8 protein-coding genes are annotated in these 12,424 nt (G+C 67.6%); 1 reads left to right on the top strand and 7 read right to left on the bottom strand.

Annotated elements, in window-relative coordinates; genetic code table 11:
- From ffh to ftsY, 5 genes are all read right to left on the bottom strand, one after another.
- Positions 1–1,193, bottom strand: a 1,193-nt coding sequence (gene ffh / locus KDB67_RS10120) for a signal recognition particle protein (protein WP_291015445.1), incomplete at its 3' end; no start/stop codon positions are given.
- Positions 1,194–1,222: 29 nt separating this feature from the next.
- Complete coding sequence (locus KDB67_RS10115) at positions 1,223–3,799, bottom strand: [protein-PII] uridylyltransferase (protein ID WP_291015444.1); 2,577 nt, start codon at positions 3,797–3,799, stop codon at positions 1,223–1,225.
- A 179-nt stretch (positions 3,800–3,978) separates the two neighbouring features.
- Entirely contained in the window at positions 3,979–4,317 is a 339-nt protein-coding gene (locus KDB67_RS10110) for a P-II family nitrogen regulator (RefSeq protein ID WP_291015443.1), read from the bottom strand.
- Positions 4,318–4,366: 49 nt separating this feature from the next.
- On the bottom strand, positions 4,367–5,698 hold the full coding sequence (locus tag KDB67_RS10105) for an ammonium transporter (protein WP_291015442.1): 1,332 nt from the start codon (positions 5,696–5,698) through the stop codon (positions 4,367–4,369).
- A gap of 222 nt (positions 5,699–5,920) precedes the next feature.
- Positions 5,921–7,573, bottom strand: coding sequence for a signal recognition particle-docking protein FtsY (gene ftsY / locus KDB67_RS10100; protein WP_291015441.1), 1,653 nt, complete (start codon positions 7,571–7,573; stop codon positions 5,921–5,923).
- Positions 7,574–7,787: 214 nt separating this feature from the next.
- On the opposite strand from ftsY, the gene KDB67_RS10095 reads away from it, so the two are divergent.
- Positions 7,788–9,323, top strand: coding sequence for an AMP-binding protein (locus KDB67_RS10095; RefSeq protein WP_291015440.1), 1,536 nt, complete (start codon positions 7,788–7,790; stop codon positions 9,321–9,323).
- Between the two features lie 10 nt (positions 9,324–9,333).
- On the opposite strand, the gene KDB67_RS10090 is transcribed toward KDB67_RS10095, so the two are convergent.
- Positions 9,334–10,182: a hypothetical protein gene (locus KDB67_RS10090; RefSeq protein ID WP_291015438.1), complete on the bottom strand. Its 849-nt coding sequence runs from the start codon at positions 10,180–10,182 to the stop codon at positions 9,334–9,336.
- 11 nt (positions 10,183–10,193) lie between these two features.
- On the bottom strand, positions 10,194–12,424 hold a 2,231-nt coding region (locus KDB67_RS10085), incomplete at its 5' end, for an AAA family ATPase (protein WP_291015437.1).

The raw sequence follows: 12,424 nt of genomic DNA, 5'->3' as shown, positions 1-12,424 counted from the left end.
CGCTCGGCGGGAGTCATGCCGCGGATGATGGCCTGCACCCGGTCGAGCTGCTTGTCGTCGACCTGCGCGAGCACGTCCTTCATCTGGCCGGCACCGGGAAGCATCCCGAGAATGTTGCCGATCGGACCCATCTTGCGGATCATCAGCATCTGTTCGAGGAAGTCCTCGAGGGTCAGGTCGCCCTGGGTGATCTTGGCGGCGGCGGCCTCGGCCTGCTGCTGGTCCCAGTGCTGTTCGGCCTGTTCGATGAGGCTGAGCACGTCGCCCATGCCCAGGATGCGGCTCGCCATCCGGTCCGGGTGGAAGACGTCGAAGTCTTCGAGTTTCTCGCCGGAGGAGGCGAACATGATCGGCCGGCCGGTGACCTCACGCACCGACAGCGCCGCACCACCGCGGGCGTCGCCGTCGAGTTTGGTGAGCACGACGCCGGTGAATCCGACGCCCGATTGGAACGCCTCGGCCGTGGAGACCGCGTCCTGACCGATCATCGCGTCGACGACGAACAGGACCTCGTCCGGGTTGGTGGCCTCGCGGATGTCGGCGGCCTGCCGCATCAGCTCCTCGTCGATACCGAGGCGGCCGGCGGTGTCGATGACCACCACGTCGTAGTGCTGGGACACCGCCTCGTCGATACCGGCCCGCGCCACCGCCACCGGATCGCCGGAGCTGACGCCGAGAACACCCTCGCTGCCGACGCTGGTCCCCGGATGCGGCGCGAACACCGGCACTCCGGCTCGTTCGCCGACGATCTGCAGCTGCGAGACCGCGCCGGGACGCTGCAGGTCACAGGCCACCAACAGCGGGGTGTGACCCTGCTGCTTGAGCCAGTGACCGAGCTTGCCGGCCAGGGTGGTCTTACCCGCGCCTTGCAGGCCGGCGAGCATGATGATCGTCGGCGGCTTCTTGGCGAACTGCACGCGCCGGGTCTCACCGCCGAGGATCCCGACGAGTTCCTCGTTGACGATCTTGACGACCTGCTGGGCCGGGTTGAGGGCGGCCGACACCTCTGCACCCTTGGCGCGCTGCTTGATCTTGGCGATGAACCCGCGGACCACCGGCAGCGAGACGTCGGCTTCGAGCAGCGCCAGGCGGATCTCGCGGGCGGTCCGGTCGATGTCGGCGTCGGACAGTCGGCCTTTGCCGCGCAGATCCTTCAGGGCACCGGTCAACCGGTCGGAGAGGGAATCGAACATTTCTCTAGTGTTCCATGTCTGCGGCCGGGTCAGCTGATCGGCACACCTGAGCGGGAGGTTCCGCCCGTGGTGCCGTGTCCATGACCCGAGTCCGGTTCGACGCGCGGCTGCGGTTGCGGGCAGACGGCCAGGATGTCGGCCTCGACCGCGGCCCGGAACTGCGGGTCGTCGATACTGTGCGCCGGATCCGAACGCCGAACACAGAACGTGTCGACGACGGTGTTGCCGAGCGTGGTCACCTTGGCCCAGCGCACGTCGACGCCATGCGATTCCAGCACCGCGCTGACCCGGCTGAGCAGTCCGATCCGGTCGTCCACGCGCAGTTCCAGGATGGCCTGGCCACCGGCTTCACCGGCACCGTCACCCTGATCCGCCGGCGCACCCGACCACAGGATCTTGGTGGGTGCGACGGCGAACAGCGCGGGGACCGCGAACTTGGCGTGGCCTGCCCCGTCGGCGGCGGGGTCGGTGCTGCCCGCCGACGCCGACACCCCGGCCATCGCGCCGACGCCCTCGGCGATGCTGCCGATCGTGGGGACCGGGGACTCGGCCTCGCGGGCATCGAGGCGGGCGAGAACGTCGACTTTGCCCTCGATCGCCGCGATCAGTTGCTGACGCATCAGCCCGACCTCGGGTGGGGTGCCGAACCGCGGCACCACCACAAAGGTGTTGACCGCGCTGCCCGCGTGGCTGCGTACCGACGCCGACTGCGCTCGCAGGCCGTGCAGGCCGAGCACACCGGCCATCTTCGACAGCAGCCCCGGCCGATCGGGGGCGACCATGGTGACGGTGTAGGTGTGCAGCCCTTCGGCCGGGGAGATCTCCACGGCGAATCCACCCGCCTCGGCCAGGGCGATCTGCTCCGGCGACAACGGTTCAGCGACAACGGGTTCGGCACCGTCGATGAGTCGCAGGCAGCGCCGGACCAGGTCGAGGATGAGCGAGGACTTCCAGTCACCCCAGACGCCGGGGCCGGTGGCCAGCGAATCCGCTTCGGCCAGGGCTGCAAGCAATTCGAGCAGCACCCTGCTGCCACCGAGGGTGTCGATGACGAACTGCGCCGTGTCCGGGTCGTCGAGGTCACGCCGGGTGGCCACCGACGGCAGCAGCAGGTGATGGCGCACCATCTCCGACAGGATCGTGACGTCCTGCGGCCACAGCCCCATCCGGTTGCCGAGCTGTATCGCAAGTTCGGCACCGACGATGCTGTGGTCGGCGCCGCGCCCTTTGCCCAGGTCGTGAATCAACGCACCCAGCACCAGCAGATCTGGACGGGCCACGCGAGTTGTCATCGCGCTGGCGTAGGAGGCGGCCTCCACCAGATGCCGGTCGACGGTCCAGGAATGGATCGCATCGCGCGGCGGCAGGTCGCGCACCGCACCCCATTCGGGAATCAGCCGGCCCCACAAGCCCGTCCGGTCCAGCGCCTCGATCGGATCGACCATGTGATGACCCGACCCGAGCAGCACGAGCAGGTCACTGAGCGCCTCCTTCGGCCACGGTTCGCGCAGCTCCGGCGCATAGTCGGCGAGTCTGTTCAGCGTCGAGGCGCTGATCGGCAGGCCCGTACGTGCCGACGACGCCGCCACCCGCAGAATCAGACCCGGATCCCTGCTCGGAATCGCGTTGCGCGCCAGCACGACCTCGCCGTTGTGCTCGACAACGCCTTCATCGAGTGGGCGACGCACGGGTGTGCGTCGGAGCTTGGCCAGACCGCGCCGCGGCAACGCATTGCCCGCTGTTCGCAGGCCCACGTCGATGGAGTAGCTGATGGTACGCGCGGCGTCGCTGATGGATCGGGCCAGGTCGAACCGGTCCCCGATCCGTAGTGCCGCACCGATCTCGTCGGCGTCCTGGGCGCGCACCTGTTCACGCGGACGGCCGGCGATGCGGTGCAATTCGGTGCGGATGTCGAGCAGCCGCACGTACGCGGTCTGCGGCGCCGATCCCGAGGAATCGGCACGCGCGGTCGACAGGCCGTCGGTCAGTTGCGCGATGGCCAGCGCCCCGAGCAACTGGACATCGCGCAGGCCACCCCGGCCGCTCTTGAGATCGGGTTCGGCGCGGTGCGCGATGTCGCCGGCCCGGCGCCACCGGTCCTGGGCGTGGGCGACGACATCGGGAAACCGGGTGCGGATCTGGGCACGCCACTGCTGGCGCACACCTCCGATGAGCAGCTTCGACAGGTCCTCGTCGCCGGCGATGTGCCGGGCTTCGAGCAGGCCGAGCGCGGCGGTGACGTCCTCGGCGGCCACCGACAGCGCCTGCGGCACAGTGCGCACCGAATGATCGAGCGGGATGTTGGCATCCCAGAGGGGATACCACAGCCCGTCGGCGACCTCGGACACCGTCGCCGTGGGCAGGTCGTCGTGCAGGAGGATGAGGTCGAGATCGGAGAAGGGCAACAACTCGCCGCGGCCGAGTCCGCCGACCGCGACGATCGCCAGCCCGCTGTCGGCGGAGATGCCGAGTTCGGCCGCTTTGCTGTTGAGCCAGAACTCGTGCAGGTCGACGAGCACCTGACGCAAACCCGGTGCGTCGAGTTTGCCGGCGCGCGCCGAGGTGAGGAGCTGACGCCTGGCCTGGGCAAGATCTGTTGCTGCCATGGGGTTTTCGATACCTCGCAGATCCGTGGAAGGGGCTGATACCCGGCGAATGACCGTGCGCTGTGCGCCGGTCGTGAGATGGTCGCGGCCCCGCGCCTGACTTGTCATCAGTCGCGGGGCCGCGATGCACGGTGCGGACCGGGCGATCGACCAGTAACTGATCGACCCCGGGTGGTGGGTTACAGGGCCTCGGCCCCGCGCTCACCGGTGCGGACCCGGACCACCGAGTCGACCGGGGAGACCCAGACCTTGCCGTCACCGATCTTGCCGGTGCGGGCGGCCTCGACGATCACATCGACGACCTTGTCCACGGCCGCGTCGTCGACGACGACCTCGACCCGGACCTTCGGCACGAAGTCGACGGAGTACTCGGCACCCCGGTAGACCTCGGTGTGTCCCTTCTGGCGGCCGTAGCCCTGGACCTCGCTCACGGTCATCCCGAGGATGCCCGCCTGTTCCAGTCCGGCCTTCACGTCTTCGAGCGTGAACGGCTTGACGATGGCAGTGATCAGCTTCATGAATTATCCCTCTCCACAGAATTCAGCGTAGTTGTCGATGTGAGCGCGTTCACGCTGATTCATAGGCGGTCTCGGCGTGTTCTGCCTCATCGATGCCGACCTTCTCATCCTCATCGCTGACGCGCCAGCCCAGCGGCTTGAGGGCGTAGGCGATGGCGGCGGTGAGAACACCGGTGAAGACGAGGGCGAACAGCGCGATCACGAACTGCACGACCAGCAGTTTGCCGTCACCGCCCCAGAACAGGCCGTCACCCTTGGCGAGCAGACCGATGCCGATGGTGCCCCAGAGGCCGGCGACGAGGTGGACGCCGACGACGTCGAGCGAGTCGTCGTAGCCGAACTTGTTCTTCAGTCCGATGGCGACGGCGGCCAGTGCACCGGCGACCGCACCGAGGATCAGCGAGCCGACCGGGGTCAGCGCACCGCACGCGGGGGTGATGGCGACCAGGCCGGCGACGATACCCGAGGCGGCACCCACGCTGGTGGCGTGCTTGTCGCGGATCAATTCGACTGCGAGCCAGCCGAGGATCGCGGCGGCGGTGGCGGCGGTGGTGTTGACCCAGACCAGGCCGGCGGTCATGTCGGCGGCGAGTTCGGAACCGACGTTGAAGCCGAACCAGCCGAACCACAGCAGCGCGGCGCCGAGCATGACGAACGGGATGTTGTGCGGGCGGTAGGCGGTGCGGCCGAAACCGACGCGCTTACCGATGATGACGGCCAGAACCAGGGCAGCTACACCGGCATTGATATGCACCACGGTGCCACCGGCGAAGTCGACGGGTGCGACCTTGGCCTCGCCGTCTTCACTGCCGAAGATCCACGACGCGAAGCCCCGCTCGGCACCGGACATGATGCCACCGCCCCACACCATGTGGGAGAGCGGGAAGTAGACCACGGTCGTCCACACCACGGTGAACACCAGCCAGGTGGAGAACTTCACACGTTCGGCGAGCGCACCGGAGATCAGAGCGACGGTGATGACGGCAAAGGTCAGCTGGAAGCCCATGAACACGATCGACGGAATGGATCCGCCGCCGGTGACGTACAGAGTTTCCCCACCCTGTTCGATCGTGTTGGTCAGCTGGTCTGAGCCGAACAGCGAGAACGGATTGGCGAAGATGCCTGCGAAGTCGTCGTCGTTGGTGATACTGCTGCTGAAGGCCATTGAGAAGCCCCACAGCACGTATACGACGCTGACCGTGGCCATCGAGCCGAAGGACATCATCATCATGTTCAGAACGGATTTACCGCGGGAAAGACCTCCGTAGAAGAAGGCCAGGCCCGGGGTCATCAGCAACACGAGGGCCGCGGAGGTAAGAATCCACGCCGTGTCGCCAGTGTCGAATGTGCCAAACGAATCTGTTGGCAGCGCGAGAACCACTGTATGAAACCTCCTGACGAGTTACGCCGACCTCTCGGCGCCTGTGATGACTCTGTCGGGCGGTGGTTTCCGTGGTGGTGCGCTGATGTTTCATGCCGGTGAACCACGACGCAGAATATATTTCATATGCGTAAACCGTCAGGACGGCTCTCAGCGGTATCTCACAGCGGCCCTACGCAGGTGCGAGTTCTCGTCCCCCGCGTAGGGCCCGGATCGATGGACCTACAACAGTGCGTCGACGAATGCTCCCGGTTCGAACGGCGCGAGGTCGTCGGCTCCCTCACCGAGGCCGACGAGCTTCACCGGAACACCCAGTTCCTCCTGAACGTGGAACACGATGCCGCCCTTGGCGGTGCCGTCAAGTTTGGTCAGCGCCACCCCGGTGATCTTGACGACGTCGGCGAACACCCTGGCCTGCACGAGACCGTTCTGGCCGACCGTCGCGTCGAGAACCAGGATCACCTCGTCGACGGGGGCCTTCTTCTCCACGACCCGCTTGACCTTGTCGAGCTCATCCATCAGACCGGTCTTGGTGTGCAGGCGGCCGGCGGTGTCGATCATGACGACGTCGACACCCTCTTCGATGCCCTTGGCGACGGCATCGAAGGCCACCGAGGCCGGGTCGGCATTCTCCTTACCGCGCACAACCTGCGCCCCGACGCGCTCACCCCAGGTCTGCAGCTGGTCGGCGGCGGCGGCGCGGAAGGTGTCGGCGGCACCGAGCAGCACCCGCCGGCCGTCGGCGACCAGCACGCGGGCCAGTTTGCCGGTGGTGGTGGTCTTACCGGTTCCGTTGACTCCCACGACCAGCATCACCGACGGCCGGTCGGCATGCGGCAGCGCCCGGATCGACCGGTCGTATTCGGGATGCAGTTGCGCGACGAGCACCTTGCGCAGCAGCGCGCGGGCATCGTCGGCGGTGCGGACTGGGTTGCTGGCCAGTTCGGTGCGCAGGTTCTCCACGACAGCCGTGGTGCAGGTGGTGCCCAGGTCGGCCATGATCAGCGTGTCCTCGATCTCCTCCCAGCTGTCCTCATCGAGGTCACCGGCACCGAGCAGACCCAGCATCGACTTGCCGATGGCCCCCTGCGACCGGGACAGGCGTCCACGCAGTTTGCCGAGCCGGCCCGCGGTGGGCGCGATCTCGTCGATGGCCGGTGCCACAGTCGCCGGTTCGGCGGTGTCCGGGACGATGATCTCGTCGGCCTGCGTGGTCTCGGGCGCTATGGCGGTCCCGGTTGTGACGACCTCGGGTTCCGGGGTCGACGGTGCCGTCACTTCGGGTGCGGTTGCGGTTTCGGACGCCGCTGGAGCGCCCGATGCGTCGGGCTCGGTGACGGTGGGCTCCGCCGCGGGCGGTTCGTCGGTGGTGACGAACCCGGCAGTCACGTCGGACTCGTCGGTCACCACCGCCTCTGTCGTGACCTCCGCTTGGGTGGTGACCTCCGCGTCCGTGATGACCTCGGGCCCGGCCGCAACCTCAGGCTCTGCGGTCACTTCCGGCTTCGCGATGACCTCCTGCTCCGCGGCGATCTCCGGCGCGGTGCCTACCTTCGGCTGTGCGGGGGCCTCGGGCTGTGCGGGGGCCTCGGGCTGTGCGGGGGCCTTCGCGACGGTTTCCGGTTCGCGAGGTTTGGGTGGTTCCGCGAGCGCCGTCGATCCCTGACTGAAGCTGAATCCGGACCCGGCCTTGTAGCCGCCGGACCTGTCGACCTGGCGCCCGGTGCCGTCGGGGGTACCGTCGACCTGCTTGGTTGCCGGTTTGTCCTCGGTGAGCGAGATCTGGCGGCGCCGCGCCAGCACGGTCCCGAGGCCGATCAGCGCGACGATGAGCAGTACCGCCACCACGATGCCGATGACCAGTCCTGAGTTCACTCCACACGTCCTTCCGTAGCGTCTGCTCCAGTCAATCAGACGAGTGCGCCGGACACCGATCGGGCGAGGCGAACACCCACGTCTGTATGCGCACCACACCGTTCGGTGAAGCCACCGCGTTCAACGAAGCCACCGCGTTCAACGAAGCCACCACGAGGCTGCGACCACCCGGCATACGATCGCCCTCGGACCCCGCATCAAGGAGGAGTTGCCTGTGTTTCCCGGAGCATTCGTCGCCACCACCCCGGACAAGCCCGCGGTGATCGCCGCCGCGACCGGTGAGTCGCTGACCTATCGCGAATTGGATGAGAACTCCACCCGGATCGCCAATCACCTCGCGGCGCTGGGACTCCGGCCGGGTGACAACATCACAGTTGTCTCGGCCAACGATCTGCACATCTTCGAGGTGTACTGGGCGGCGCTGCGCAGCGGTCTGTACATTACGGCGATCAACCACCACCTGACGGCGGAGGAGACCAACTACATCCTCACCGATTGCGGTGCGAGTGTACTGTTCGCCGGCGCCTCCGTAGCCGCGGCCGTCGCCGATGCCGGGCAGATCGAGGCACTCACCCGTCCCGGACACCGCATAGTGTGGGGCGGCGAACTCGACAGCTTCGACAACTATGAGCATGTCCTGGCGACTGCGTCACCCAAGCCGCGCGCCGATCAGCCGCGCGGCACCGACTTCCTGTACTCCTCGGGAACCACCGGTCGGCCCAAAGGCATCAAGATTCCCCTTCCGGACGGCCAGGTCGACCAGATCCCCGACACCTACACGGTGGTATTCGGCGGTTTGTTCCAGTTCACCGCCGACACGGTGTACCTGTCCCCCGCACCGCTGTACCACGCTGCGCCACTGCGCTATTGCGGTGTCACCAATTCGGTGGGCGGAACCGTGATCATGCTCGACCGATTCGAGCCCGAGGCGGCGCTGGCCGCCATCGACAAGTATCGGGTCACCCACAGCCAGTGGGTACCGACAATGTTCATCCGGATGCTCAAGCTGCCCGCCGAGATCCGCGAACGCTACGACGTGAGCAGCATCCGGTACGCCGTCCACGCGGCCGCACCGTGCCCGGTCGAGGTCAAACGCGCGATGATCGAATGGTGGGGACCGGTGATCCACGAATACTGGGCGTCGACGGAGGCCGCAGGAGCCACCATCATCGGGCCGCAGGACGCCCTGGAACGTCCGGGCTCGGTCGGGAAGGCACTGCTGGGCATCATCCACATCTGCGACGACGCCGGAGCCGAGCTACCCACAGGCGATGTGGGGCTGGTGTTCATCGAACGCGACTTCGTGCCGTTCCAGTATCACAACGATCCGGTCAAGACCCGCGAGGCCCAGCATCCCGAGCACGAAACCTGGTCCACCACAGGTGATATCGGCTACCTCGACGAGGACGGATTCCTGTACCTGACCGACCGCAAGGCGTTCACCATCATCTCCGGCGGGGTCAACATCTATCCGCAGGAGGCGGAGAACGTCCTCATCGGCCATCCGGCGGTGTACGACGTCGCGGTGATCGGCGTCCCCGACCCGGATCTCGGCGAGGTCGCCAAGGGGTGCGTCCAGTTGGCGCCCGGTCACGTCCCCTCTGCTGAACTCGCCGCCGAATTGCTGGCCTTCACCGGTGAGCGGATCGCCGCCTACAAAGTGCCCCGGTCGATCGACTTCCTGGACGATCTGCCCCGCACTCCCACCGGCAAACTGGTCAAGCGCGAACTGCAGAAGCAATACCTGTAGCGGACCCGACTCACCCGGCCATGGGTTCAGCCCGGTCCTCCGGGTCTGGCCCGTCCGCGGTGTCGGAGTCGGCCCACCCCGGCGAGCGCACCATCCGCCAGCCCGATGCCCCGCCGCCGACCACCACATCGTTGGCGGTGAACGCCGCCGCGATCCCCGCGTCGGACACTTCGACCCCGACGACGGTGACCGCTTCGGTGAGGGCGTCTAGGTTCAGAGTGAGCCGGTTGACGAACATCTGGACGAAATCGGCCAGGACGTACGCGCCGAACACCTCGGCCCGCAGCACCGTGAACCGGATCCTGCCGTGGTCCACCCGGGGTTTGAGGGTGATGGCCACCGGGACGGGGACGATCATCACCTGCGCCGATACCTTCACCCGCAAGGTGGACCTGGCGATGTCTCCGCTGATCGACGTGACGGTCCCGGTTCCGGCCGACCCCGCGGCCAGCGCCATCAGCCGTTCGAAGGAGATCTGCGCCGACGCGTCGATACCCCGAACATGGGTCAGGCGGCTCTTGTCGTAGGTCAGGTCGTCGGCCGTGCCGGTCACCACGATCCCGTCGACCTCGATGATTCCGCGCAGTTCCCCGATCGTCGTCCGGTTGCCCAGGGTGAGGCGATCGGCGCGCACATCGGTCCATTCGCCGCCGGCGCCGAATCCGCTCGCGCGCACGTGCGGCACCATCCCGAAGTACTGCAGCACGATCGGGCGCGGACTCAGCGCCACCACGATCGGGTAGCCGGCCACCTCCGAGAGCCGCCCGGTGAGCCGGTCGGTGATGACGCGCCGCGCGAGCACTTCGGCGACCACGAGAATGGTCACCAACAGCACGAGGAGCACGAGTGCGTTTTCCATCAGCGCAGAGGCTACCCGGGTTCGGTGGCGGGGACGGCGATATCGACGCCGCGCAGACGCTGCGAGATGACCGTGGTGATTCCGTCGCCGCGCATGCTGACGCCGTACAGCGCGTCGGCGACCTGCATGGTCGGCTTCTGGTGGGTGATCACAATGAGCTGCGACTTTTCCCGCAATTGTTCGAACAGCCCGATGAGTCGTTGCAGGTTGGTGTCGTCGAGGGCGGCCTCCACCTCGTCCATCACATAGAACGGGGACGGCCGCGCCCGGAAGATGGCCACCAGCATCGCGACGGCGGTCAGCGACTTCTCCCCACCGGACAGCAGCGACAGCCGTTTGACCTTCTTGCCGGGCGGGCGGGCCTCCACCTCGATGCCGGTGGTCAGCATGTCGTTCGGGTCGGTGAGCACCAGCCGGCCCTCGCCGCCGGGGAACAGTGAGGCGAATACCTGCTCGAATTCGCGCTCGACGTCGGCGTAGGCCTCGGTGAACACCTGCAGTATGCGCGCGTCGACCTCCTCTACTACGGCCAGCAGATCCGCGCGGGCACCCTTGACGTCCTCGAGCTGCGCGGACAGGAAGTTGTAACGTTCCTCCAGCGCTGCGAACTCCTCCAGGGCAAGGGGATTGACCTTGCCGAGGGTATTGAGGTCCCGCTGTGCCCGCTTGGCCCGGGTTTCCTGGGTGCGCCTGTCGAACGGCATCGGCGCGGGCGCCACCACCTGGTCGCCGCGTTCCTTGGCCTGCTCGTATTCGGCGATCTCCAGCGCAGATGGCGGCATCGGCACATCCGGACCGTATTCGGCGATCAGGTCGTCGGGGGTGATCGCGAACGATTCGACGATCTGCTCTTCGAGCTGTTCGATGCGCAACGCCGCCTGCGCGCGCGCCAGCTCGTCACGGTGCACGCTGTCACGCAGGGCGTTGAGCCGGTCGGTGAGCTGCGCCGACTCCCGTTTGAGTTCATCGAGCGCGGCCGAACGCAACTTGCGGATGCCGTCAAGTTCGTCGCGTCCGCGTTGGGCCTGCGCCACCGCGGCACGCACCCGCTGGGCGACTTCGGTACCTACCCTCGCCACCGACTGCGCGACGACCGCGGACTCGCGACGGGCCTCGTCGGCCAGGCGCTGCCGTTCGCGATTCTCCCGCTCTCGCATCGCGGCGCTGCGCAGTGAGTCGGCCTTGCCGCGCACCGATGCGAGGCGTTCCTCCGCGGTCCGCAACGCCAGCCGCGCCTCCATCTCGACGCTGCGCGCGGCGCCGACGGCCTCACTGGCGGCGAGGCGTTCGAGATCGTCGTCGAGGGCGATGGGACCGGATTCGGTGGTGTCGCGCACGTTGCGCAGACGTTCTTCGAGTTCGTGCAGTGCGGCGAGGTTCTCGGCGCGGCTCTCCTCGGCACGATCGCGCTGGCGGGTCAGGCGTTCGGTCTCCGAGTGTGCCGTCCGCAGGTCCTGGCCCAGGCGGCCGAGCTGTTCGTAGGCCGCACCGAGGTTGGTATCGGATTCGTGCAGCGCCGCCAGCGCCGCCTCGGCCGATGCCTTGCGGTCGGCCTGTTCGGATTGCGCACCCGACAACGCGGCCGTGACCTCTTCGACGGTGCGCCGGGCCGCGTCGAGTTCGGCGCGGGCGGTATCGATCGCCGACTGCACCTCCAGGCTCGACTGCCGCCGCGCCGAACCGCCTTCGATGGCTGCGGGCCCGATCCGGTCGCCGTCGCGGGTGATTGCCCGGAGATGGTGGCGCTGCGCCAATCCCAGGCCCGCGGTGGCGTCGTCGACGACGACGGTGTCTGCGAGGAGCACTTCCAGCGCTCCGCGGACCGAATCGGGGCAGGTCACGACGTCGGCGGCCCAGCGCACTCCCGAAGGCAGGTCGACAACACGTCGAGTCCCGTTCACCGGCAGTCCGCTGACAATGAGCGCGGCCCGTCCGCCGTCCCCGGCGCGCAACGCGGTGAGCGCTCCGACCGCCGCGGTGCCATCGACGGTCACGATCGCGTCGGCGAGGCTGCCCAGAGCCGATGCCGCCGCCGTCTCGTATCCCGGTTCGACGGTGAGCAGTTCGGCAAGTGGCGCCAGCAGGCCGTCGGCGGCGTTCTGACGCAGCCATGCACCGCCGTCGCCGCGTTCGAGGCTGCCGGAGAGAACCTCGATGCGGGCAGTGAGTGAGGCGATCCGCTGCTCGGTGGTACGTTCCTCGGCCAGCAGGGCAGCCACCCGATCATCGGACAGCTCTAGCG

It is taken from the genome of Gordonia sp. (in: high G+C Gram-positive bacteria) (genome assembly GCF_020438995.1).
Taxonomy (GTDB): domain Bacteria; phylum Actinomycetota; class Actinomycetes; order Mycobacteriales; family Mycobacteriaceae; genus Gordonia.
This window is presented reverse-complemented; position numbering and strand designations above follow the sequence as displayed.

Bases quoted from the DNA above. Each gene is read 5' to 3' on its own strand.
- KDB67_RS10115 (WP_291015444.1), bottom strand. From the start codon at position 3,799: ATGGCAGCAACAGATCTTGCCCAGGCCAGGCGTCAGCTCCTCACCTCG.
- KDB67_RS10110 (WP_291015443.1), bottom strand. From the start codon at position 4,317: ATGAAGCTGATCACTGCCATCGTCAAGCCGTTCACGCTCGAAGACGTG.
- KDB67_RS10090 (WP_291015438.1), bottom strand. From the start codon at position 10,182: ATGGAAAACGCACTCGTGCTCCTCGTGCTGTTGGTGACCATTCTCGTG.